Source organism: Stenotrophomonas rhizophila, assembly GCF_007667275.1.
In the GTDB taxonomy this organism is placed as follows: Bacteria; Pseudomonadota; Gammaproteobacteria; order Xanthomonadales; family Xanthomonadaceae; genus Stenotrophomonas; species Stenotrophomonas maltophilia_AE.
In genome coordinates this window covers 405,784-428,396 of sequence record NZ_VDQT01000002.1, presented here as the reverse complement: position 1 = coordinate 428,396, position 22,613 = coordinate 405,784, and the positions used below count along the sequence as shown (strand labels likewise).

21 protein-coding genes are annotated in these 22,613 nt (G+C 68.6%); 9 read left to right on the top strand and 12 right to left on the bottom strand.

Annotated features, from left to right (window positions below):
* Positions 1–28 precede the first annotated feature (28 nt).
* The gene (locus tag FSZ13_RS07965; RefSeq protein WP_145479008.1) at positions 29–634 is read left to right on the top strand and encodes a TetR/AcrR family transcriptional regulator; all 606 of its coding nucleotides are present in this window, start codon (positions 29–31) and stop codon (positions 632–634) included.
* A 100-nt stretch (positions 635–734) separates the two neighbouring features.
* Positions 735–1,418: a type 1 glutamine amidotransferase domain-containing protein gene (locus FSZ13_RS07960; RefSeq protein ID WP_145479007.1), complete on the top strand. Its 684-nt coding sequence runs from the start codon at positions 735–737 to the stop codon at positions 1,416–1,418.
* 42 nt (positions 1,419–1,460) lie between these two features.
* Here FSZ13_RS07960 and arsC read toward each other — a convergent pair whose 3' ends face one another.
* The 3 genes from arsC to FSZ13_RS07945 all read right to left on the bottom strand — a co-directional run bounded on the left by arsC (position 1,461) and on the right by FSZ13_RS07945 (position 3,746).
* Positions 1,461–1,880 (bottom strand): arsenate reductase (glutaredoxin), encoded by a 420-nt coding sequence (gene arsC / locus FSZ13_RS07955; protein WP_145479006.1) that lies wholly within the window; start codon positions 1,878–1,880, stop codon positions 1,461–1,463.
* A gap of 117 nt (positions 1,881–1,997) precedes the next feature.
* On the bottom strand, positions 1,998–2,834 hold the full coding sequence (locus tag FSZ13_RS07950) for an oxidoreductase (RefSeq protein ID WP_145479005.1): 837 nt from the start codon (positions 2,832–2,834) through the stop codon (positions 1,998–2,000).
* A gap of 24 nt (positions 2,835–2,858) precedes the next feature.
* A complete protein-coding gene (locus FSZ13_RS07945; protein ID WP_145479004.1) occupies positions 2,859–3,746 on the bottom strand; it encodes an SDR family NAD(P)-dependent oxidoreductase in 888 nt (295 codons plus the stop codon).
* Positions 3,747–3,937: 191 nt separating this feature from the next.
* Between FSZ13_RS07945 and FSZ13_RS07940 the strand changes: the two genes are divergently transcribed.
* Both FSZ13_RS07940 and FSZ13_RS07935 read left to right on the top strand, forming a co-directional pair.
* Positions 3,938–5,554: a M20/M25/M40 family metallo-hydrolase gene (locus tag FSZ13_RS07940; RefSeq protein ID WP_145479003.1), complete on the top strand. Its 1,617-nt coding sequence runs from the start codon at positions 3,938–3,940 to the stop codon at positions 5,552–5,554.
* A gap of 8 nt (positions 5,555–5,562) precedes the next feature.
* Positions 5,563–6,267, top strand: coding sequence for a sensor histidine kinase (locus FSZ13_RS07935; RefSeq protein WP_145479002.1), 705 nt, complete (start codon positions 5,563–5,565; stop codon positions 6,265–6,267).
* Between the two features lie 25 nt (positions 6,268–6,292).
* On the opposite strand, the gene FSZ13_RS07930 is transcribed toward FSZ13_RS07935, so the two are convergent.
* The 5 genes from FSZ13_RS07930 to FSZ13_RS07910 all read right to left on the bottom strand — a co-directional run bounded on the left by FSZ13_RS07930 (position 6,293) and on the right by FSZ13_RS07910 (position 11,323).
* Entirely contained in the window at positions 6,293–7,444 is a 1,152-nt protein-coding gene (locus tag FSZ13_RS07930; protein WP_186308874.1) for an MFS transporter, read from the bottom strand.
* Positions 7,445–7,532: 88 nt separating this feature from the next.
* Positions 7,533–8,342: an alpha/beta fold hydrolase gene (locus tag FSZ13_RS07925; RefSeq protein WP_222116606.1), complete on the bottom strand. Its 810-nt coding sequence runs from the start codon at positions 8,340–8,342 to the stop codon at positions 7,533–7,535.
* Positions 8,343–8,379: 37 nt separating this feature from the next.
* Entirely contained in the window at positions 8,380–8,889 is a 510-nt protein-coding gene (locus FSZ13_RS07920) for a cytochrome P460 family protein (RefSeq protein ID WP_145479000.1), read from the bottom strand.
* Between the two features lie 18 nt (positions 8,890–8,907).
* On the bottom strand, positions 8,908–9,957 hold the full coding sequence (locus FSZ13_RS07915; RefSeq protein WP_222116605.1) for an alpha/beta fold hydrolase: 1,050 nt from the start codon (positions 9,955–9,957) through the stop codon (positions 8,908–8,910).
* A gap of 31 nt (positions 9,958–9,988) precedes the next feature.
* Positions 9,989–11,323 carry an epoxide hydrolase family protein gene (locus FSZ13_RS07910; protein ID WP_145478998.1) on the bottom strand — a complete coding sequence of 445 codons (1,335 nt, stop codon included), beginning with the start codon at positions 11,321–11,323 and terminating at the stop codon, positions 9,989–9,991.
* A gap of 207 nt (positions 11,324–11,530) precedes the next feature.
* Here FSZ13_RS07910 and FSZ13_RS07905 point away from each other — a divergent pair, with 207 nt between their 5' ends.
* From FSZ13_RS07905 to FSZ13_RS07895, 3 genes are read left to right on the top strand one after another with little or no spacing between them, the layout of a single operon-like run.
* A complete protein-coding gene (locus tag FSZ13_RS07905) occupies positions 11,531–13,066 on the top strand; it encodes a PAS domain-containing sensor histidine kinase (protein WP_145478997.1) in 1,536 nt (511 codons plus the stop codon).
* Positions 13,063–13,434: a response regulator gene (locus FSZ13_RS07900; RefSeq protein ID WP_145478996.1), complete on the top strand. Its 372-nt coding sequence runs from the start codon at positions 13,063–13,065 to the stop codon at positions 13,432–13,434. The genes FSZ13_RS07905 and FSZ13_RS07900 overlap by 4 nt, the downstream gene beginning before the upstream one ends.
* Before the next feature lie 16 nt (positions 13,435–13,450).
* Positions 13,451–14,080, top strand: a complete 630-nt coding sequence (locus FSZ13_RS07895; protein ID WP_145478995.1) for a response regulator transcription factor — start codon at positions 13,451–13,453, stop codon at positions 14,078–14,080.
* Positions 14,081–14,086: 6 nt separating this feature from the next.
* On the opposite strand, the gene FSZ13_RS07890 is transcribed toward FSZ13_RS07895, so the two are convergent.
* From FSZ13_RS07890 to FSZ13_RS07875, 4 genes are read right to left on the bottom strand one after another with little or no spacing between them, the layout of a single operon-like run.
* Positions 14,087–16,978, bottom strand: a complete 2,892-nt coding sequence (locus FSZ13_RS07890) for an ATP-binding protein (RefSeq protein ID WP_145478994.1) — start codon at positions 16,976–16,978, stop codon at positions 14,087–14,089.
* Positions 16,979–17,037: 59 nt separating this feature from the next.
* The gene (locus tag FSZ13_RS07885) at positions 17,038–17,454 is read right to left on the bottom strand and encodes an Ohr family peroxiredoxin (protein ID WP_145478993.1); all 417 of its coding nucleotides are present in this window, start codon (positions 17,452–17,454) and stop codon (positions 17,038–17,040) included.
* Positions 17,441–17,749, bottom strand: a complete 309-nt coding sequence (locus FSZ13_RS07880) for a hypothetical protein (RefSeq protein ID WP_145478992.1) — start codon at positions 17,747–17,749, stop codon at positions 17,441–17,443. Before FSZ13_RS07880 ends, FSZ13_RS07885 begins: the two co-directional genes overlap by 14 nt.
* 36 nt (positions 17,750–17,785) lie before the next feature.
* Entirely contained in the window at positions 17,786–18,688 is a 903-nt protein-coding gene (locus tag FSZ13_RS07875; protein ID WP_145478991.1) for a LysR family transcriptional regulator, read from the bottom strand.
* A 158-nt stretch (positions 18,689–18,846) separates the two neighbouring features.
* On the opposite strand from FSZ13_RS07875, the gene FSZ13_RS07870 reads away from it, so the two are divergent.
* Positions 18,847–19,500 carry an isochorismatase family protein gene (locus FSZ13_RS07870; protein WP_145478990.1) on the top strand — a complete coding sequence of 218 codons (654 nt, stop codon included), beginning with the start codon at positions 18,847–18,849 and terminating at the stop codon, positions 19,498–19,500.
* 68 nt (positions 19,501–19,568) lie between these two features.
* Complete coding sequence (locus tag FSZ13_RS07865) at positions 19,569–22,598, top strand: sensor histidine kinase (RefSeq protein WP_145478989.1); 3,030 nt, start codon at positions 19,569–19,571, stop codon at positions 22,596–22,598.
* The last annotated feature ends 15 nt before the right edge of the window (positions 22,599–22,613 follow it).

The window sequence follows — 22,613 nt, the reverse complement described above, 5'->3', positions numbered from 1 at the left end:
TGGTCTAATTGCATGTACAGTGCGCTGCATGAACCCGACACCTCCCTCCGAAGTCCGTGATGTACGCGACAGGATCCTGTCCAGCGGCCAGCGCATCATGGGCGGCAAAGGATTCTCGGCAGTCGGATTGAATGAAGTACTGAGTGCCGCAGGGGTGCCGAAAGGCTCGTTCTACCACTACTTCGGTTCCAAGGAAGCGTTCGGCGAAGCGTTGCTGGACGACTATTTCGCGGCGTACCTGGCCGATATGGACCGCATCTTCACCACTTCCGGTAGCAACCGCGCGCAACAGCTGGACGCTTATTTCAGTGCGTGGAAGGAAAACCAGTCATTCGAGGACTGCCAGGGCAGATGCCTGGCAGTGAAGCTCGGCGCCGAAGTAGCGGACCTTTCCCAGGGCATGCGCGCTGTGTTGCAGCGGGGCACCGCCGGCATCATCGCGCGGCTGGCGCGGGTGCTGGAAGCGGGCGCGGCGGAGGGCTCGCTGGCCTTCACCGGCACACCGGGCGCTGTGGCACAGAGTCTGTACGAGCTGTGGCTGGGTGCCAGCCTTATGGTCAAGATCGTGCGCAGCAGCCAGCCCTTCGACAACGCAGCGCAGACTACGCGACAGATGCTTCACCCCGCTGCCTGAACCGGGCAGCGGGTCGACAACGCCCGTCGGGCGTTTTTTCACGCCGGGTTTCTAGACGACCGGTCTACTGTATAGCTCTCAACACCAGGAATCACGCGCCATGAAAGTACTGATCGTTCTTACCTCCCACGACGAGCTTGGCAACACCGGTCGCAAGACCGGATTCTGGCTCGAAGAACTCGCTGCGCCCTACTACGCGTTCCAGGACGCCGGCGCCACCATCACCCTGGCTTCGCCCAAGGGCGGGCAGCCGCCGTTGGACCCGAAGAGCAACGAGCCGGATTTCCAGACCGCGCTCACCCGCCGCTTCGAAGCCGATGCGGCGGCCATCGCGCAGCTGGCCAACACCGTGCCGCTGGACAGCGTTGCGCAGGCCGACTTCGACACCGTGTTCTATCCCGGTGGCCACGGGCCGCTCTGGGACCTGGCCGAAGACCGCCGTTCCATCGCGCTGATCGAATCCTTCATCGCCGCCGACAAGCCGGTCGCGCTGGTCTGCCATGCCCCGGGCGTGCTCCGCCACGTCAAGGCCGCCACGGGCGAGCCACTGGTGCAGGGCAAGCGGGTGACCGGTTTCACCAACAGTGAAGAAGCCGGCGTCGGCCTGACCGAGGTGGTGCCATTCCTGGTGGAAGACACGCTGAAGGCCCTTGGCGGCGACTACTCCAAGGGTCCGGACTGGGGGTCGTACGTGGTCAGCGATGGCCTGCTGGTCACCGGGCAGAACCCTGCTTCGTCAGCGGAAACGGCCGCCGTGCTGCTGCAGCGACTGGGCGCGAAGTAAGCGCAAGCGATCGACAGCGCGCCCGCCGCAAGGCGGGCGCGCTCAGGAAACCCGCCTGCCGTCCTGGTCGATCACGACCTCGCCGTCTTCCTTTGCAAACGGCGCGGTGACCGCGGGAAGGATCTCCAGCACAACCTCCGAAGGCCGACACAGACGCGTGCCCAGATCGGTCTGCACCCACGGCCGCTCGATCAGGATGGGGTTGGCCAGCAGCGCATCCAGCAACGCATCGTCGCCCAGCGACGCATCGTCCAGCCCCAGTTCGCGATAGCGCGGCTCCTTCTGGCGGATGGCGCCCCGCACACCCACGCCCGCAGCATCGATCAGCTCGACCAACCGCGCACGGCTGGGCGGATCGACCAGATACTCGATCACCGTCGGCTCCATCCCCGCATGACGCATCAACGCCAGCGTGTTGCGCGAGGTGCCGCACCTGGGGTTGTGGTAGATGACGGGCTTCATGTGCCTTCCTCATTCAAAAACGGTGATTCCATTATTCAGGAATCATCGAATCGAAGCACGCAACACTGGCGCTAGATGCCCGCTGCCAGGGCACCCCTTCGCGACACGCCGGCGTCGTCACCCTGCTGGCGGGAAATCCGTCGAGACGCTGAGCCCGCGCCACTGCTCCAGTTGCTGAAGCCTGGAGCGGTCCGCACCGGCAATGATCTCCAACGCGTCGCTGCCCAGCGCCAGGCGCAGCGGTGGGCGGTCCAGAGATGCCAGCTGCACCAGGGCGGTGCCGGCCCGCGCGGGGTCACCGGGCTGGCGGCCATCGTAGTCGCGCTGCGCACGTGCGGTGGCGCCGACCACCGCGTCGTATTCCCGGCGACCCTCGTGCAGGGTGGTGGATGAGCCGGCGAAGTCGGTACGGAATCCACCGGGTTCCACGATGGTGACATGCACGCCGATCAGCGCCATCTCCCTGGCCAATGACTCGGAAAAGCCCTCGATTCCCCATTTCGCAGCCGAGTATGCCGCACGGCCGGGTGCACCGATGCGTCCGCCCACCGACGAGAACTGGATGATGTGGCCGCTGCCCTGCCCACGCATCAGCGGGATGACTGCCTTGGTCATGATGATGGTGCCGAACAGATTGGTTTCGATCTGCTGGCGGAACTCTTCAAGGCTTGCGTCTTCCACGGAGTTCACATCGCCGTAGCCGGCGTTGTTCACCAGTACGTCCAGCCCGCCGAAGGCGTCATCGGTAAAGGCGACCGCCGCAGCCGCCTGTGCAGGATCGGTCACGTCCAGGGCGAAGATGCGCACCGCATCACCGTGTTGCCGCACCAGATCGTTGAGCCGTGCCGGATCGCGTGCGGTGGCAACCAGCCGGTGACCGGCTGCCAGTACGGCCTCGGCCAGTGCGCGGCCAATGCCGCGCGACGCGCCAGTGATGAGCCAACGTTGTGTCATGGGATATCTCCTGATGGGATGGAATCAGAGCACGGCAGTGCCGGCGTCGGGAAAGTCGGTGCGTGACGCGGTGAGCACGGCGGCATCCAGGTCCTGTTGCAGTGCCGCCACTTTGGCGCCGATACGTCGCAGCGCATCGCTGCCCAGCACCAGCCAACGGCGTCCGGTCGGGGCAACGATCTCGTCATGGATGGCTGCGGCCACACGGGCCGGGTCGCCAGGAAACATCTCGGGGGTCACGGCTGCCACCTGTTCGCGGAACCGACCCGAGGTTGCAGCGTAGTCCGCGATCGCGTTGCCGGACGCGTGCGTGCGGGCTTCAATGCCGGTCCTCACCGAGCCTGGCTGTACCGAGAACGCGCGAATGCCCAACGGCGCCAGCTCCTGCTGCAACGCTTCGGTCACCCCCTCCAGTGCGAACTTGCTGGCCGAGTAGAACCCATTGGCCGGCAGGCTGGCGATGCCATCCATGGACGAGATGTTGACCAGCGTTCCGGCGCGTCGCGCCCTCATGCCCGGCAGTACCAGGCGGATCATGTCGACCGCGCCGAACAGATTGACCTCGAACTGCGCGCGGTAGTCCGGTTCGCGCTGCTCCTCGATGGCGCCGATGAAATCGACGGCGGCATTGTTGACCAGGACGTCGATGGGACCAAACTGGCTGAGTGTGTGCTGCACGGCCGCGCTGCGTTGGGCGCTGCTGGTGACGTCCAGTACCACCACGCGCGCCGACCCGGGGAAGCGCGCCGCCAATGCATCCATGGCACGGGTACTGCGTGCCGCCAGTACCACCCGATGCCCGTGCGTGAGCGCGTGCTCGGCAAGCGCGTGGCCAATGCCGCTGGACGCACCGGTGACCAGCCAGGTGAGCGGTTCCGCACTGTCGACCAGTGCGGGAGTGTGCGTAGGCATGCTGCATCTCCGGGGGAAGGAGCCGGCAGCATGCGCCGGCTTCGACGGCTACGCCCGCTATGCTGTGTTAGCCGACGTTAGCGTGGCGACGGAGATACCAACGTATAGCTGCACCGCGCGATGGAGCGTGGGCATGCTGGCGGTCCACGGGCGTGCCTCTGCGTGCCTGCCCCCCTTTGCAGGAACTCCGCATGCGCACGGCACTGCACTGCCTGGCTACAGCACTCCTTGCCGCCCTGCCCCTGCAGGCCGCGGCGTCCGCCGCGCCGGACGCGCCCGACGCACAGACCCGGTTGCGCGACCAGGGCTTCAATCATTCGCAGGTGATGAACACTGCCGAATGGCTGAGCGATGAGATCGGATCGCGCCTGACCGGCTCGCCTGGCATGCGCCGTGCCGAAGCTTGGACCCTGCAGCAGTATCGCCAGTGGGGCCTGCACAACGTGCACCGCGAAGGCTTCGCGTTCGGCCGCGGCTGGGAGATGGAACACGTGGCGGTACGCATGCTTGCGCCGCGTGTGCTGGCTCTGCATGCCGTGCCGGTTGCCTGGTCACCGTCGACGCCCGGGCCGGTGCGCGCGCCCATCGTGGTGGCGCCGATCCGGAGCACAGCGGACTTCGCCGCCTGGCGCGGGAAACTTCGCGGGACGATGGTGCTGGCAGACCTGCCCGGCACCGGATCGGAACCGGACCAGGCCCCCTTCCAGCGTTTCAGCAGCGCCCAGATCACTGCGATGGATCACTACGACCCGCCGCAGCACGCGCCATCGGTGCTGCCCCCTTGGCTGAAGCACGCACGCCTGCAGCAACGGATCGACCAGTTCCTGAAGGACGAAGGCGCGGTAGCCCGCGTGCAGCAGTCCTACAGCGACGGCGGACTGCTGCACGGGGAAGGTACTCACTACCAGCAGGGCGGCCCATTGCCGGCGGTGGAGCTGGCGGCTGAAGACTATCGTCGCCTGGCACGACTGGCGAAGAATGGCGAGGTGGTGCTTGAGATCGACAGCCAGACCCGCTTCCTCGACCAGGACGCTACCGCGTACAACATCATCGCCGAGATACCCGGCACCGATCGGAGCGCCGGCTATGTACTGGCGGGTGCGCACCTGGACAGCTGGGCCGCGGCCGACGGCGCCGCAGACAATGCCGCCGGCTGTGCGATGGTGATGGAGGCGGCGCGCATGCTCGCTGTGATCGGAATCCGTCCACGCCGCACGATCCGGTTTGCGCTGTGGTCCGGCGAAGAACAAGGCCTGCTGGGGTCGAAGGCGTACGTCGCCACCCACCTGGCATCTCGCCCCCCCGCCCCGCCGGGCACCACGGGCCTGGAGGATTACTACGCGATCACCCGCCGCTTTCCGGTGGCGCCGCTTGCGGACTACGCCAGGCTTGCCGCGTACTTCAACCTGGACAACGGCTCCGGCCGGATCCGCGGGATCCATGCGCAGGGCAACCTGTCCGCGGTTCCAGCACTCGAGCAGTTGATCGCGCCGTTCCGCGCGCTGGGCGTGGAACGGGTGGTCGCCGGCGATGTCGACAGCACCGATCACGAACTGTTCGCGGCGGTCGGCCTGCCTGCATTCCAGTTCGTCCAGGACCCGCTGGACTACGACACCCGCGTGCACCATTCCAGCATCGATACCTACGACCACCTGAAGGCCGATGACATGCGGCAGGGTGCGGTGGTGCTGGCGGGCATCCTGCTCGACGTCGCCAACCGCCGCGACCCGCTGCCACGCCAGGCACTGCCGAGCGCACCCGCGCCGAGCGATCCGTTCACCTACGACACTCCCGACGACCTGCGTTGAGGCCGGACATGAACCTCCCACTGAACCTCCCGGCGCAGCCGCGCGACCTGGCACTGGCCGAGCTGGCGCACGAGCTGCGCAACCCACTGTCGGCCATCGGGCTGGCCGCCAGCGTGCTGGAAGCGCATGTAGCGCAGGACCAGCGCTGCGGCCTGCTGCTGGGCGCCATCGCCAGCAACGTCGCCCTGGCCGCCCGCATGGTGGAGGACCTCCTGCAGCACAGCCAGGTCAATGCCGAGGGATTCCATCTGGAGCGCGCGCCGTGCCGGCTGGGCGAGCAGCTGCGGCAAGCGATATCGATCGCCGCGCGGCAGATGGGCCAGCCGGAACGCACGGTCGTGGTGCAGATGCCAGAAGGCGACATCATGCTGCGCCTCGACCCCATGCGCATGCAGCAGGTGTTCGTGAACCTGGTCGCCAATGCCATGCGCTACACACCGTCGCCGGGCCGCATCCAGGTGACCGCCCGGCTGCAGGACATGCAGGTGCTGGTGGAGGTAGCCGATGAAGGCGTGGGCATCGAACCCCACCGCCTGGCGACGCTGTTCGACAGTGGCACGTTGCCACGTCTGTCGGGTTCCAAGCTGGGTCTCGGAATCGGCCTGTCCGTGGTCAAGCGGATCGTCGAGCGGCATGGCGGCAGCGTGCGGGCCTGCAGCGAGGGCAGCGGACGCGGCAGCTGTTTCACCGTCGCTCTTCCGCATGTCGATTGAACATGCGCGCTGCGCGGCCCGGCGGTTACGTGAGCGGACGCCACCTGAGAATTGCCAGAGCCACGCCTGCAACCACCGCGCAACTGCCCAGCCACACCGATACGTCCGCGAGGTCCATGCCAGCGTCGAACAGCATCCCGGCCCCCAGCGTCGCCAGCACGCTGCCTCCCCGTCCGATGCCGATCACCCAGCCGGCACCGGTAGTGCGTACGCGCGGCGGGAAGCTGGCGGCGATGAGGGCGAACATGCCGACGAAGCCGCCGAACACGAAGAAGCCGGTGACGGCCGCGACCAGCAGCGCCGTGCCGAGGTTGTCCAGCACGCTGCCGAACAACGCCGTGCCGCAGCCCGAACCGACCAGGGCGAACGCCGCCAGGCGTTGCAGACCGAACCGCGGTGCCAGCCATCCCAGCAGCACGCCGCCCGCCACGCCGCTCAGGTTGGCCACCACCGACACGCTGGTGGCCTGCGCGGGCGAATGCCCGGCCCCGACCACCATCAACGGCACCCAGTTGAGGAAGAAGTAGCCGCTGGTGACGAACAGGACGTTGATCGCGGTGACCTTCGCCGCCTGCGGCAGCGTGTCCGCCTGCATCGGCACGGGCCTGCGCGGTTCCTCCGGTCGGCGGTCTTCCGCTGAACCGGCGGGCTCGTAAAGGCAGGTGCGGATCAGCGCCCACAGCACCGCAGCGAGGACGCTGCCCAGCACGAATATCGCCCGCCAGCCAGGCCCCTGGAGGAGCAGTGCGGAAACGGTGCCCCCCAGCACGCCACCCACCGGGTAGCCGATCGACATCAACCCGATTGCCAGCTCCCGGCGGCGCGGGCTGGCATGGTCCGCCGCCAGCGGTGCCAGCACGGCGATCATGGCGCCGGTGCCAAGCCCGGTCACCAGTCGCGCCACGATCAGTCCGGCGTACCCCGTCGCCGCAGCGCTGGCCGCCATGCCCAGCAGCATCAGCGCAAGGTTCACCTGCACCAGCGACTTGCGTCCGTACCGATCAGCCAGCGGTGCCAGCAGCAGCGAGCCCAGCCCCATTCCCACCAGCCCGGTCGCCAGTGTCCAGCCCTGCGCTGCTGCGTTCGCACCGAATGCACGGGAGAAGCCGGGGGCTGCAAACGCAACCGACAACACCGCGAAGCCATCCAGTGCAGAGATGGCGGCCAGCAACGCCACGGCGCGTACCCCGAAGGACCCGGCAAGAACCGGTTCCTTCGGGGTGTTGTCCGCCAGCGGCAGTCGGCTGTTCATGCGGGCAGGACCGTCACCGGGACAGCGCCGCCTTCTCGACCAGTGCGGCCACTGCGTCCGGATGGGACACCATCACCACATGCGAGGCCCCCTTGATCACCACGGTGTCGCGGGCATGGGCGCGTTTGGCCATGAACGCCTGGGCCGCTGCAGGAATGTTGCGGTCGGCTTCGCCGTAAACGAACCAGCTTGGCAGGGTCTTCCACGCGGCGGCAGGGCTTGCCTCGTTCAAGGCTGCTTCGGTGATCGGGCGCTGGCTGGCCGCCATCAGGCGTGCCTGCTTCGCGGGCACGTCGGCGGCGAACTGCGCGTGGAACTTGTCCTGCAGGATATAGAGATCCTTGCCGCCGTCTGACAGGGCGACCGGTGGTGCCAGCGTGGCGCCCAGGCTGCTGCCGGGGAATTTCGCCGACAACTGCGCGGCCGTCTCGCCGACTGCCGGCGCAAACGCAGCTACGAACACCAGCGCCTTGACGTTGGGCACGCCGTCAGCAGCGGCGCTGATCACCGAGCCGGCATAGGAGTGGCCAACCAGCACCACCGGTCCGGAGATGCTGCGCAGCAGGCTGCTCACTTCCGCTGCGTCGGTGCGGATGCTGCGAAGATTGTTGGGTGCGGAGATCACCCGGTAGCCGTCGGCGTGGAGGCGTTCGATGACGCCGTTCCAGCTGGAGCCGTCGGCGAAGGCACCATGCACCAGCACGACCGTGGGTTTGGGTTGCGTCGGCTGTGCGGCGAAACCAGACAGGGGGGTGGCCAGCGCCACGGCCAGCAACATGAAGGTGCCGAGCAGGGAGGGCAGACGATGTTTACGGGATTTCATGGACGTATTCCTCGGGGGGAGTGGACGGCGGCGCGGGTCATGGCGCCCACCGGGTGAACACCAGGTCGTGGTCCTTGACCCGGGATTGATGACAGGCCAGGCAGGTCTCGTGCTGGGCCCGGTCGACCGGCTTGCCGTCGATGAAACGGCCAAAGCCCCAACCGCCGGACGCCGCGTACTTCTTCGAATCCTTCACCATGACCTGCACGGTGGTGGCCGCGCCCGGCACCGATGCCGGGGCGAACTCGCTCGATGGCACGTCCTTCCAGGCCAGTTTCACCAGCACCGCGCCATCGGGGAAAGGCAGCCTGCCTTCCCGATAGGCACGCACGGCCACGTCGTTGCCAAGGACGGCGCGCAGCTCGTTCAACGGCGCGGCCTCCTGCGCCACGCCCACCAGCTGCCAGCGCCGGTAGTTGTCGGGCAGGGTCACGCCATAGATCGGCGACGCGGGCCGGGCCGCCGGCGCGCCGCGCGCCATCACCACGGTGCCGAACGCCACGAGCGCGCAGACCAGCACGAACAGGGCGATACGCAGGGTCTTCATCAGGGTGTCCTCGCAGGCCTACAGATGGTCGACATCGATCACCGCCTGCGCGAACGCCTGCGGACTTTCCTGCGGCAGGTTGTGGCCGATGCCGCCACTGACCAGGCGATACGCATATTTGCCGGTGAAGCGCTTGGCATAGCTTTCGGCGGTCGGGTGCGGAGCGCCGTTGGCATCGCCTTCCATGGTGATGGTCGGGACGCTGATGCTCGGCAACGCGGCCAGGCGCTGCTCCAGCGGCGCGTACTTCGCTTCGCCCTCGGCCAGTCCCAGCCGCCACCGGTAGTTGTGGATGGCGATCGCGACCTGGTCGGGGTTGTCCAGCGCGGCGGCGCTGCGTGCGAACGTGGCGTCGTCGAACTTCCATTGCGGCGAGGCCAGCTGCCAGATCAGGCGCGCGAAGTCGTGCCGGTTCTTGTCATAGCCGTCGCGGCCACGGTCGGTGGCGAAGTAGAACTGGTACCACCACTGTAGTTCGGCCTTGGGTGGCAGCGGCGCGCTGCCCGCCGCCTGGCTGCTGATCAGGTAGCCGCTTACCGACACCAGCGAACGCACGCGCTCGGGCCACAGTGCGGCGACGATGTTGGCCGAACGCGCGCCCCAGTCGAAACCGGCAAGACCCGCCTGCCGGATACCCAGCGCGTCCATGAAATCGATCACGTCCTGCGCCAGCGCGGCAGGCTCGGCGTTGCGCGGCGTGTCACTGGACAGGAAGCGGGTGTCGCCGTAACCGCGCGCATACGGGACCAGTACGCGGTAGCCCTTGGCGGCCAGCAGCGGCGCAACCGCATCATAGCTGTGGATGTCGTAAGGCCAGCCGTGCAGCAGGATCACCACCGGCCCTTTGGCAGGCCCAAGCTCTGCATAGGCAACGTCGAGTACGCCGGCGCGCACGTGCTTCAGCGTGCCCAACGTACTGGCCGAGGCCGCAGGCGCCGCAGTCGCGGTGGCGGGGCGGGCGGCCACGCCACCGGCGACGCCCAGGAACAGGCAGGCCAGCAGGGAAGTCGCCAACACGCCAGCGCGCGGGCGGCCCGTTTCTACAGGGAACGTCGTAATGGTCTTCATCATCGTCTCCAGGGGGAAGGCCGTGCAGGGATTACGGCTGGGTATCGCGCAGCGGGCGGAATGCGCTGCGCAGTTCTTCGGCGAACAGCTGCGGCTGTTCCCACGCGGCGAAGTGACCGCCTTTGCCCGCTTGGTGGAAGTAGTACAACGAGGGATACGCCTGCCGCGTCCAGCTTTCCGGCGCACGGTAGATTTCGCCGGGGAACACCGTCACCGCGACAGGAACGCGGATGCTGGCCGTCTGCTGCGCAGCAGCGCTGAAATTGTTGTTGTTGTTTTCCCAGTAGAACCGCGAGGAGGAGGCACCGGTGCGGGTCACCCAGTACAGGGTCAGGTCGTCGAGGATCGCATCGCGGCCCAGCACGGCTTCGGGATGGCCATTGCTGTCGGTCCACGCGGCGATCTTTTCGTACAGCCATGCAGCCATGCCGGCCGGCGAGTCGGTCAGTGCGTACCCCACCGTCTGCGGACGGGTCACCATCATTGCGCCGTAGGCGGCATTTCGACCGAAGAAGGTACTGAGCTGCTCGTAGGCCACGCGCTCGCTGGCGCCCAGTGACGTCGGCGCCGGGTGGCCGGCGTTGATGCCCTCCACCAGCTCGGCCGGGATCGTGGCCGGCATGTTGAGGTGGATTCCAAGCAGGCCCTTCGGTGCCTGCCGCGCCAGCGCATCGGAGATGACCGAGCCGTGGTCGCCGCCCTGGGATACGTAGTGGCTGTAGCCCAGCCGCTTCATCAGGACGTCCCAGGCGTGGGCCACCCGGTCGGGATTCCAACCGGTACCGGTGGGCTTGCCGGAGAACCCGTAACCGGGAATGGCCGGGATCACCACATCGAATGCATCTTCAGCCCGTCCGCCGAAGGCCACCGGGTCGGTCAGCGGCCCTATCGCATTGATGAACTCCAGCGGCGAGCCGGGCCAGCCGTGGGTGAGCACCAGCGGCATGGCATTGGGCTCGCGCGAGCGCACATGGATGAACTGGATGTCCACGCCGTCGATGGTGGTGACGAACTGCGGCAGGGCGTTGAGGCGCTTCTCCACCTTGCGCCAGTCGTAGCCGCTTCCCCAGTAGCCGAGCAGGTCCTGCAAGGTCGCCAGCTGCACGCCCTGGGAGGTATCGGCCACGGTTTCCCGGTCGGGCCAGCGGGTCTGCGCGATGCGTCGGCGCAGCTCGACCAGCTCGCGCTCGGGCACGTGCACCCGATAGGGGCGGACGCGGGTGTCGGCAGACGTCGGCGACTCCGGCGCGGCCGCCGCCGGTGCGGCGTGCGCGGCGGCCAACGGACAGGCGACCGCTACGCCCAGTGCAACGACGAAGCGCAGGCAGGCGGTAGTGCGGCGTGTACAGGGGACGGTGGAAGGCATGGCGGGGCTCCGCGCGACGGAAGCGTCGCAGTGAGCGCATATCAACAGGGCCCGGCCCGGCGCACACTTGAACGAAGGTATCGGTCGATACCTACGTATGAGGGCGGGCTGCGGCAGCGCCCGCGGCTGCGGGCCGACACCAAGGTATAGTGGGCACACGCCACACCGGGGCGCACCCTTTACCGATGATGATCGTCGAGAGAACCCATGGTGGAGACAGCGCCCAGCGGCGGTTCGACAGACCCCACGATCGCGAATTTCCGCGCGTTGGCCGATGCCATGCCGGCGTCGGTGCTGCTGATGACGCCCGACGGCCAGGTGGAATATGCCAACCAGCAGGCGGTCGCGTTCCGTGGCGCCAGCCTGGACGAGCAGCGCGGATGGAAAACCGCGCAGTTGATCCATCCGGATGAGCTGCCCCGGGCCATCGCCGCATGGACGCACTGCGTGGCGACCGGCGACAACTTCGAGATGGAGTACCGGGTACGGCGCGCGGACGGGGTATACCGCTGGTTCCACGTACGCGGCCAACCGGTCAGGGACGCTGCAGGCCGCATCCAGCGCTGGTGCTTCCTGGACGTGGACATCGACGACCGCAAGCAGGGTGAGGCGATGCTGGCGCAGACCCTGGCCGAGCTGGCCGCGTCGAAGCAGCGCCTGCGCGCACTGATCGATACGGTGCCGGGTTTCGTCTGGCAGGCCGCGCCCGATGGCAGCGTGGAGTTCCTCAACCAGCGCTGGTTCGACTACACCGGCATGCAGCTGGAAGAGGCGCTTGGCAGCGGCTGGACATCACGCATCCATCCGGCCGACACCGCGCCGCTGGGTGCCTACTGGCATGCCCTGCTGGCATCGGGCCAGCCGGGCAGCTTCGAGGCCCGGCTGCGCGGCGCCGATGACCGCTACCGCTGGTTCCTGATCCGTGCCGTGCCGCTGCTGGACGACGACGGCCAGGTCCTGCGCTGGTACGGACAGAACACCGATATCGAAGACCGCAAGCAGGCCGAGCTGTCACTGGCCCGGGTCCGCTCGGAGCTGGCCCACGTCGCCCGCGTGGCCAGCCTGGGGACGTTGACCGCCTCCATCGCGCACGAGGTCAACCAGCCGCTGGCCGGGATCATCACCAACGCCAACACGTGCATGCGCATGTTGAACGCAGAGCCGCCGAACCTGGACGGCGCACGCGAAACCGTGCGTCGCACCCTGCGCGATGGCAACCGCGCATCGGACGTGGTCAAACGCCTGCGCGCCCTGTTTGCCAAGACCGACGCCGCCGCCGAGCCGCTGGACATCAATCAGGCAGCGCGCGAAGTGGTGGCGCTGCTGTCGGCCGAACTGGACCGTGCCGGCGTGGCGGTGCAGCTCGCGCTTGCGCAGCCGCTGCCCCCGGTATGGGCCGACCGCGTGCAGGTGCAGCAGGTCATCCTCAACCTGCTGCTCAACGCCACCGAGGCCATGTCCGGCCTGGGCGAGCGCCCGAAGCGGCTGCGCCTGGCCACGGCCGCCGACGCATCCGGCGGGGTCCTGCTGTCCGTGGCCGATTCCGGGCCCGGGGTGGAGCCGCAGGATGCGGAGCGGATTTTCCAGGCCTTCCATACCACCAAGCACAGCGGCATGGGCATCGGTCTCTCGGTGAGCCGTTCGATCATAGACAGCCATGGCGGCGCGCTGTGGGTACAGGCCGCCGAGGGCGGCGGCGCGATGTTCTCGTTCACCCTGCCGCGCGGGGAGACGCGCCCATGACCGCGTCGCTGCTGGTAGCGGTGGTGGATGACGATGAATCGGTGCGTGAATCGCTGCCCGACCTGCTGCGTGAATTCGGCTTTGCCGTGGCCGCCTTCTCCTCGGCCGCCGACTTCCTGGCCTCGGCTGAGCTCGACAGGACCCGCTGCCTCATCCTCGACATCGCCATGCCGGGCATGAGCGGGCCCGAGCTGATGCAGGAGCTTCGCCGACGCCACTTCACGATGCCGCTGATCTTCATCACCGCGCATGGCTCGGCCAGCGAGCGCCCCCGCCTGCTCGCGCAGGGGGCGGTGGACTGCCTTGCCAAACCGTTCAGCGAAGCGGAGCTGCTGCGGGCGCTCAACGCCGCGCTGCCGCTGGTGTGAACCTCCGGAGACTGCCATGCCAGATACCCCCGCCCTTGTATTCGTGGTCGACGACGACGTCTCGGTGCGCGAGTCGCTGGAGCTTCTGATCGCGCATGCCGGATGGCAGCCGGTGCTGTTCAGCTCGGCCACCGCGTTTCTCGCCGAGCCATTGCCGCAGGCACCTGCGTGCCTGGTGCTGGATGTGCACCTTCCCGATCTGAATGGACTGGACCTGCAGCAGTCGATGGGCGCCCTTCGCCCGGAGCTGCCGATCATCTTCATTACCGGCTATGGCGACATCCCATTGACCGTGCGTGCCATGCGCGCCGGCGCGGTGGAGTTCCTGACCAAGCCATTCGATGACGCCGTACTGCTGGACGCCATCGCCGAAGCGCTTGCGGCAAGCCGCGCCGCGTTGCAGGGACGGGCGCCGGTGCAGGCGCTGCTGGACGCGTACGCATCCCTGACGCCACGCGAGCAGGAGGTGGTGCGGCTGGTGGTGCGCGGACACATGAACAAGCAGGTCGCGGCGGAGCTGGGGATCAGCGAAGTCACGGTCAAGGCGCACCGCGGCAAGGCGATGCGCAAGATGGGCGCGCGCTCGCTGCCGGAGCTGGTGAAGCAGGCGGCCGTGATTGGCCTGGGGACCGTCGAGCCGGCCTGAGCCGGCTCAGCAAGCGTCGGGCTCGCTGGCGTGGCGCGCACGCACCCACTGGTGCACGTCCTGCGTACCGAAGCCTTCGCCCACCCAGGCGCTGCATGCGGCGAGCATCGCTGCCGCCCCCGCAGTGTCACCCTGCTGGGCCGCCAGTTCGGACTGGTCCAAGACGATGCGCAGTTCCCAGGCCCGCGCTCCATGGCGGCGGCTCAACGCCAATGCTTCATCGAGCAGCCGCGTGGCCTGCGCGGCGTCGCCCTGCAGGCGGTGCACGCCGGCCTGCAGACGCAGCAGTTCCGGCAGGGCGAAGGCGTCGCCACTGTGCTGGCAATGGGCAAGGGTGGTGGCCAGCAGGGACTGCGCCTGGCCGAGGCGACCGGCCAGTATCAGGCCCTCCGCCAACGCGATTTCGAACGAGGTGGTCAACAGTTCGTAGCGCATGCCATGCAGCTGGTCCAGGCTCGACTGCAGCCATTCGATCGCCGGTTCCGGCTCGCCCGCGCGTATCGCGATCGCCGCGCGCAGGCCGGGCACCGCTGCCATGTAGGGCGCGAGCAGGTTGGCTTCGGCGATGCGCGTGAACGCCGCCAGGCTGCTGCCGGCCCGTTCCAGCTCACCATTCCAGATGTGGATGCAGAGCGTCCATACCAGCGCGATGCAATGCGTGACCGGATGATCCAGCGCCTCGGCCTCGGCCTCTACACGCAGGGCCCACTGCCGGGCCTGGTCGGGGTAGCCCTGCAACCACAGCGTGCGGGCAAGTGCCAGGCCGGTGCGATTGCGGTGGTCGAAGCCGTAGTGCAGGGTCTGGCTGCGCCGCGAAGGACCGCTGTTGCGCAATGCGTGCTCCAGCTCCTGCCGCGCCAGCGGCAGTTCGCCCAGCAGATGGTGCGACACGCCCGCCAGCGACGATGCCACGGCTACTGCTTCGGCCTCGCCGATGGCCTCGCCCACGGCAGCGGCACGCTCTGCCCAGGCCAGCGACGCCGCGAAGTCCCCGATGCGTTCGTAGTAGATCTGCAGGCGGCCGAGCAGGGTCAGCTGCGCGTTGTGGTCGCCCAAGTCTTCGGCCAGGACCATGGCGCGACGCAGCGCCTTGCCCGCGGCGCCGCTGTTGCCCTGGGTGAACATCAGGACCAGTCCCAGCGCGGCCTGCAGCTCCATTTCGGTGCGGGTGCCGAAGTAGCCCAGCTCCAGCAGCTCGACGGCGCGGCTGCACCACACCCGGCATTCGTTGAGCAGCGAGGAATGCAGGAACACCGGCACGCTCGCCGCCGCCAGTGGCAGCGCCACGCCAGGGTCGCCGTCTGGGCCGAAGCTCCACTCCAGCGCGCTTCGCAGGTTGGCCAGCTGGCACGCGAAACGCGAGGTGCTGGCATAGACCGCGTCGGGGGAGCGACCGAGCTTTCCGAGCAGCTCGAGGTAGTACCCCGCATGGCGGAACGCCAGTCGGCGGCCTTCGTCGTCACCGTGCGCCGCCAGCCTTTCTCTGGCATAGGCACGAGTCATTTCCAGCAGGCGGAAGGAGGCCAGATCGGACCTCTGCTCCACCGTGACCAGCCCTTTGGCCACCAGCTCGTCCAGGGTGGCGGCCACGGTCACCGCATCCATCCGCGCGTCGCTCGCCACCTCGCTGGCCGCGTGCAGCGAAAACCTGCCAAGGAAGATCGCCAGCCGGTCGAACAGCAGCTTTTCCGTGCCGGAGAGCAGGCCATAGCTCCAGTCCAGGGTCGCGCGAAGCGTCTGCTGCCGCGGCAGTGCCGTGCGTCGACCGGACCAGGCCAGCGCGAAGCGTTCGCCCAACAGCCCGTGGGTTGCCTGGATGCCATGCGTGGCCGCCCGCACCGCCGCCAGTTCGATCGGCAGCGCCATGCCATCCAGACGCAGGCAGATGTCGGCGATCATGCGCAGCTGTTCCGCCTCCAGCGGGGCCTGGCGATCGTCCAGCGAAGCGCGTTCGACGAACAGCTTGACGGCCGGGTACGCCATCAGCGCAGGTGCGGACAGCTGGGCATCCGCGGGCGGACATTCCAACGGCCCCAGCCAGTACAGCTGTTCGCCCCGCGCGCGCAGCGGCTCGCGGCTGGTCGCCAGCACGCACACGCCCGGCGCCGCCTCGCGCAGGCGCTCGACGATGGCGCAGACCGCTTCCACCAGGTGCTCGCAGTTGTCGATGATCAGCAACGCGCGTGCATCCTGCAGATGGGCCAGCAGCACGAATACCGGGTCGTCGGCCTGCACCGGCACGCCCCAGGCCGCTGCCAGCGCCGAGGCCACCAGCGTGGCGTCCTCGATCTGCGCCAGGTCGACGAAGCGCACCACGTCGTAGGCCGCCGCGTGTCCAACATCGACCGCCAGGCTGGTCTTGCCGACCCCGCCACTCCCCACGATGGTGACCAGGCGAGGTTCCTGCAGGCTGCCGAGCACCGCCTGCACGTCGGCGTTGCGACCGATCAACGCAGGGCGCGTGGGCAGCGCCGCCAACGCGCTGCGCACGGGGGGCGGTGGTCCCGGGTCGCCTGCGCCGGGATCTGCGTCTCCAACTCCCGCCTGCACCCGCGCGACCGGCGCCACGAAAGCGTAGCCGACCCCCACCTGCGTGGCGATGTAGCGCCCGCCCGTGGCGCCGTCGTCGCCCAGGATGCGTCGCAGGTGGGTCATGTGGAAGCGCAGGCTGCCTTCCTCGACGATCGTGTCCGGCCACACCCGCTGCAGCAGCTCGCGCTTGGACAGGATCTGCCCCGGCCGCGACAGCAGGGCGACCAGCAGGTCCAGTGCGCGACCACCAATGGCAACGGGCGTGCCCTGCCGTTCCAGCAGGCGCCGACCCGGAAACACGCGAAAGGGACCGAAGCGGATCTCGGTCGCCAGCAGCGCGTGCGGATCGTCGATGGCAGGCTGCACGAGTCGGGCTCTCTCCAGCGTCTGGCCGCATCATAGGGGATCGGCCTGCCGGCGTGGCATCAGTCCAGCAGGAAGTCGACGCGGACGGTGCCGCGCATCGCCTTGCTGTAGGGACACGCTTCGCGCGCGGCATCGATCAACGCGCCGGCCAGCTCGGGCTCCACCCCGGGCAGGCTCACCAGCAGCCGCGCGCGCAGGAAGAAGCCGCGCTCGGCGTGGACCAGGTCCACCTCGGTGCATACCGCGGCAGTCGCCGGGCAGGCCAGCCGGCGTGCGTTGCACGCGTGCCGCAGCGCGCCCAGGAAGCACGCCGACCAGCCGGCGGCCAGCAGCTGCTCCGGGTTGGTGCCGGCGCCCGGGGCACCCGGCGGTGTCAGCCGGATGTCCAGCCGGCCATCCGGGCTGCTGGCGTAGCCATCGCGGCCACCGGCAACGCGCGACGCGCCGGTGTGCAGCACCTTCTCAAGGTTGATCATCGCGTGCCACCTGCAACAACCACGCCCGGAACGGTTGCTGGTGGCCGAAGCTGTGGCGTTCGCGATAGATCTTCCACAGGGTTGCGCTGACCCGCGCCTCGAGCTCGCACGGGTCTCCGCGCCCGCCCTGCACCTGGCCTTCGTGGAACGCGCGCACCAGCGGCGTCACCAAGGCATGGAGGCGGTCCAGCGCGCCCTTGTCGCGACGGCTGATGCTGGCCATCAGCGCGACCAGCTCGTCGTTGCTGGGTCGGTCTGCGTAGGACACGCCTGCGGGAGGGGGGCGATGGGACATGCACCCAGCCTGGACCGCGCGGACGGACCGGTCCAGTTATCGGCTGTTAGATCGCGTTAGTTGCGGCGCGTGCGCCACATCGAAGCACTCCAGCAGCAGCTCTGTGAGCGCCCGTACCTTGAGCGACGGGTGCTGGCCCGGCGGCCGGATGACGTAGATCCCGGCCGGCGGGGGTGGGAAGCGCGGCATGACTGCAACCAGCGCACCGGAATCCAGGTGCGGCTGGGTGATGCCATCGGGCAACCACGCGATGCCCAGGCCCGAGAGCGCGGCCGCAAGCAGCGCGGTGCCGTTGTCGGCCTTGAAGCGCCCGCGGGGGTGCACCGTGACCACCCGCCCGCCATCCAGGAACTGCCATGGTTCGGTGCCCTGCATCAGCGCTTCGTGGGCAGTCAGCTCCGCGGGTGCGTCCGGTGATCCGTGCACCTCCACATAGCGCGGGCTTGCCACGAGCCTGCCGTATAGCGGACCCACGCAACGCGCGACCAGGTTGGAGTCCTGCAGGTACCCCACGCGCACCGCGCAGTCGAATCCTTCGGCGACCATGTCGACAAAACGATCGCTGTAGGCAGCATGGACGTGGAGCTGTGGATGGCGCCGCGCCAACTCGGCGAACACCGGCGCGAAGTGGGTGGGGCCGAAGGTCAGCGGTGCGGCAATGCGCAGTCGGCCGCGCAGATCGCCGTCGGGCAGGATGGCTTCGCGGGCCGTGTCCATTTCCGCACAGGCGCGCGCGGCGTGCTCACGGAACGTCGCCCCCGCGTCGGTGAGTGCCGCCCCGCGGGTGGTGCGCGCCAGCAGCTGCACGCCCAGCTCCGCCTCGAGCCGCGCGAGGCGCCGGCTGACGATGGACTTGGCCACGCCCAACCGGCGCGCCGCCGGCGATACCCCGCCGGCGTCGGCCACTTCGACGAACGTGCGCAGATCTTCGATGTCCACCCTGCCTCCCTGATTGGCACAACAGCCTGACACAGCGAAAGCCCATTCAGCGTTCCTGTTTCTGCGACACAGCTTGGCACGGCGCGCTGCTACCGCCGCGCGGACGGCAGTGACAAGGTCTGCTCTCGCTCCACTCCATTCCCACACAGGATGCATCCATGACCTTCCGCAACGGCCTCGACTCGCTGCTTCGCCCCGAAGATTCCGTCCTCGTGCTCATCGACCACCAGCCCTACCAGCTGGCCAACCTCAACAGCCACGACCCGCATGCGGTGGTGAACAGCGCCACGGCCCTGGCCAAGACCGCAAAGGCTTACGGCGTTCCCACCATCCTGACCAGCGTCATCGCCGAGCGCGGCGGGCTGATCTTCCCGCACATCACCGACGTGTTCCCGGACCAGCAGGTCATCGACCGCACCCTGATCAATACCTGGCAGGACCCGGCAGTGGTGGATGCGGTGAAGGCCACCGGCCGCACGCAGCTGATCATCGCCGGTCTGTGGACGGAGATCTGCGTGGCGATGCCGGTCATCCAGGCGCTCGGCGAAGGCTGGGACGTCACCGTCATTACCGACGCCTGCGGCGCGGTGTCGGTGGAAGCGCACCAGGTTGCCATCCAGCGCATGATCGCCGCCGGCGCCAACGTGATGACCTGGATGGCCCTGGCCGGCGAATGGCAGCGCGACTGGGCGCGGCTGGACCACGTGGCGGAAGTGACCGAGGTGTTCAAGCAGCATGCCGCCGGCAGCGGCATCGCCTACCTGTGGGAGCAGCAGCTGCTCAACACGCCGGTGCCGCCCAGCGCCGGGTGATAAGCTCCGGCGCGCCCCGCTGCGGTCCTCTCCGCAGCGGGCCCTGCCCCGGCCCCGTAGTCCACCGCATGCCCCTGCTGTCTTCGTTCCGCGGCCACGCCATGCGTGCGCTGCTGCTGGTTGTTCTTTCCACCCTCGCTACGCCGGGTCTCGCGCAACAGCATCCGCCGCCCGCCACCGGGTTCACCGGCTATCACCACACCGCGTGGCGGGCCGGCCAGGGCGCCCCGGGGGATATCTGGGACATCCAGCAGGATCCCACCGGCACGCTGTGGCTGGCGACAGGGTCCGGGCTGTACAGCTTCGATGGGCATCGGTTCGTGCGCCAGCAGGCGAGCGGCGGCGGCGCGCAGCCCTCGCTGAACCTGGTGACCCTGCTGGGCGACCGGCGCGGTGGCCTGTGGCTGGGGTATTACCACGCCGGCATCGGCCATCTCGGCAGCGACGGCACCCTGCGCTCCTACCAGCGCAAGGACGGGGTGCCGCCGGGCGTGGTGTCTGCGTTCGCGTACGACAGCAGCGGCGTGCTCTGGGCAGCCGTGGACCAGGGCCTGCGCCGCTTCACTGGCACGCGCTGGGAGAAACCGCCTGCATCCATGGGACTTCCCGAGCGCCACGCGCACTGGCTGCTCAACGATTCGCGCGGCCGCTTCTGGGCGCTGGTCGGACAGAAAGTCTGGTTCCTTCCCAAGGGCGGCGCTGCGTTCATCCCCACCGGCATCGAGGTGTCGTTGATGGCGACGCTGGCCGAAAGCCCGGTGGGCGAGATCTGGCTGGCCGACCGCCGTCGGGGAGCCGTGCCCATCGCCGATGCCAACGGCCTACTCCCGGCCGCCGAACGCCAGGCCCGCCTGCTTCCGGACGTGCTGGCCAGCCGCCTGCATTTCACCTCGGACGGCGCTATGTGGGCGCCCATGCGCGGCGTGGGCGGCATCCTGCGGGTGCTGTTCGACGGCAAACGCGCGGTGCGCATGGAGCGCTTCGATGTCCCGCAGGGCCTGACCTCCACCTCGGCCGTGCCGGTCTTCGAGGATCGCGAAGGCAACCTGTGGCTCGGTACCAACCTCGGCCTCAACCGTTTCCGGGCGCAGAGCGTGCGCACCCTCACCGAGGGACCCAACGATCCTTACCGGATCCTGGCCAGGAATGCGGACGGCGCGCTCTTCGGCTATGGCGAAGACATGCTGCCGTATGATCTCGACCGCCGCGGTCTTGGCCTGGATCGGGCCGGGTTGCAGCGCGCGGCACTGCTGGACACCCGCCCGCTGTGGCAGTTCGAGTGGACCAGCCTGGCCCGGCGCAGGGGCGCGGCGCTGGAAGTGGTGCAGTTCCCCGGCACCGCACGCGGACTGCAACCCCAGGCACTGCACTTCCCGGCGGCCGACGAGGCCTGGGCGTGTGTCGGCGAGAACCGCGTCCTGCATTACCTGCGCGGTAGCTGGACGGAAGACGCGCGGATCACCCTGCCCGGCTGCACCGTCATCGCACCCGACGGCGCGCAGGGCCTGCTGTTCGGCTATGCCAGTGGCGAACTGGTGCTGCGCGACGGCACCGGGGTGCACCGCATCGGCGCCACCCGGGGCCTGGACACAGGACCGGTCACCGCCGTGCTTTCCCGTCGGAACCTGCTGCTCGTTGCCGGTGAAACAGGCTTCAGCGTCAGCAGCAACGGTGGGCCGTTCCGCGCGGTAACTGCCGACATCCCCGGCGTGCTGGAAGGTATTACCGGGATCGTCATCGATCCGGACCAGCAGCTCTGGTTGAACGGCGGGCGCGGTCTGGTGCGCCTGGACCTGGCCGATGCGATCGCCAGCGCGCGCACCGGCAACGCGGTCTCGCCGCGGCTGTTCGACGACGTCGACGGCATGCCCGGCATTGCGCTGCAGAGTGGTCCGATTCCCACCGCGCAGCTCTCGACGGATGGACTGCTGTGGCTGGCAACCAACCAGGGCCTGGCGTGGCTGGACACCACCCGCCCCCACCGCACCCGCACCGCGCCCAGCGCGCGTATCGGCGATGTGCACTTCGGCGACGGGAGCCTGCCGCTACGCGACGACACCGTGATCCCGGCGGGTATCACCCAGCTGCAGATCGACTTCGTCGCGCAATCGCTGGCCCGCCCGGAACGCAACCGCTACCGGTACCGGCTTTCGGGGGTGGATCCCGGCTGGCGCGATGCGGGCAGCACCACCACGGCTTACTACACCAACCTTGGCCCGGGCAGTTACACGTTCGAGGTCGTGGCCGCCAACGAGGACGGCGTATGGGGAACCACCCCGACCACGCGCGCCTTCCGCATCGAGCCGTCGCTGACGCAGACGTTCTGGTTCCGGGGCCTGCTGGTGATCCTGCTGGTGGTCCTGGTTGCTGCGGCGGCGCGTGTGCGCGGCCGGCACATCACCGCCCTGGTCAAGGCGCGGTACGAAGAGCGACTCGAGGAACGGGAACGCATTGCCCGCGACCTGCACGACACCCTGCTGCAGGGTGGCCAGGGCCTGTTGCTGCGCCTGCACGCGATCAGCGCCATGCCAACGCTGCCTGGCGAAGCGCAGGCGCGCCTGGAGTCGGCCATGCAGGCGGCCGAGGACAGCCTCCGGGAAGGGCGCGAGCGCGTGTCCTCGCTGCGCGGCGACGCCGGCAACGGCGGCGACCTCGCCGCAGCGCTGACCGCTGTCTACGACGAAGAAGCGAACCCTGCGGGCATGCGTCTGCGGATGGCGGTCAAAGGCGAGGCGCCCGAACTCAGGCACACCACCGCTGAGGAGATCTTCCTCATCGGACGCGAGGCGATCCGGAACGCCCTGGCGCATTCGGACGCGACCGACATCGAGGTCGAGCTGAACTTCGGCCGCCGCTTCCGCCTGCACGTGCGCGACAACGGTCGCGGCATGGCCGAAGGTGCCGCGCGGGAAGGGCACTGGGGCCTGCAGGGCATGCACGAGCGTGCCGCGCGCATCGGAGGCACCCTGTGCGTACTGTCCCGGCCGACGCGGGGAACCGACGTGGCCCTGTCGGTGCCCGGCGGCCGCCTCTACGCGCAGGTGCCGTCCAGCAGGTGGGTACGCAGGCTCAGGTCATGCGGGCACAGGCCGGCATGAAATGCCTGGACGGCG

Coding starts and splice junctions, on each gene's coding strand:
- FSZ13_RS07915 (WP_222116605.1), bottom strand. CDS start 9,957: ATGAAGACCATTACGACGTTCCCTGTAGAAACGGGCCGCCCGCGCGCT.
- arsC (WP_145479006.1), bottom strand. CDS start 1,880: ATGAAGCCCGTCATCTACCACAACCCCAGGTGCGGCACCTCGCGCAAC.
- FSZ13_RS07925 (WP_222116606.1), bottom strand. CDS start 8,342: ATGAAATCCCGTAAACATCGTCTGCCCTCCCTGCTCGGCACCTTCATG.
- FSZ13_RS07905 (WP_145478997.1), top strand. CDS start 11,531: ATGGTGGAGACAGCGCCCAGCGGCGGTTCGACAGACCCCACGATCGCG.
- FSZ13_RS07900 (WP_145478996.1), top strand. CDS start 13,063: ATGACCGCGTCGCTGCTGGTAGCGGTGGTGGATGACGATGAATCGGTG.
- FSZ13_RS07965 (WP_145479008.1), top strand. CDS start 29: ATGAACCCGACACCTCCCTCCGAAGTCCGTGATGTACGCGACAGGATC.
- FSZ13_RS07880 (WP_145478992.1), bottom strand. CDS start 17,749: ATGTCCCATCGCCCCCCTCCCGCAGGCGTGTCCTACGCAGACCGACCC.
- FSZ13_RS07910 (WP_145478998.1), bottom strand. CDS start 11,323: ATGCCTTCCACCGTCCCCTGTACACGCCGCACTACCGCCTGCCTGCGC.
- FSZ13_RS07935 (WP_145479002.1), top strand. CDS start 5,563: ATGAACCTCCCACTGAACCTCCCGGCGCAGCCGCGCGACCTGGCACTG.
- FSZ13_RS07950 (WP_145479005.1), bottom strand. CDS start 2,834: ATGACACAACGTTGGCTCATCACTGGCGCGTCGCGCGGCATTGGCCGC.
- FSZ13_RS07865 (WP_145478989.1), top strand. CDS start 19,569: ATGCCCCTGCTGTCTTCGTTCCGCGGCCACGCCATGCGTGCGCTGCTG.
- FSZ13_RS07895 (WP_145478995.1), top strand. CDS start 13,451: ATGCCAGATACCCCCGCCCTTGTATTCGTGGTCGACGACGACGTCTCG.
- FSZ13_RS07870 (WP_145478990.1), top strand. CDS start 18,847: ATGACCTTCCGCAACGGCCTCGACTCGCTGCTTCGCCCCGAAGATTCC.
- FSZ13_RS07945 (WP_145479004.1), bottom strand. CDS start 3,746: ATGCCTACGCACACTCCCGCACTGGTCGACAGTGCGGAACCGCTCACC.
- FSZ13_RS07885 (WP_145478993.1), bottom strand. CDS start 17,454: ATGATCAACCTTGAGAAGGTGCTGCACACCGGCGCGTCGCGCGTTGCC.
- FSZ13_RS07920 (WP_145479000.1), bottom strand. CDS start 8,889: ATGAAGACCCTGCGTATCGCCCTGTTCGTGCTGGTCTGCGCGCTCGTG.
- FSZ13_RS07940 (WP_145479003.1), top strand. CDS start 3,938: ATGCGCACGGCACTGCACTGCCTGGCTACAGCACTCCTTGCCGCCCTG.
- FSZ13_RS07960 (WP_145479007.1), top strand. CDS start 735: ATGAAAGTACTGATCGTTCTTACCTCCCACGACGAGCTTGGCAACACC.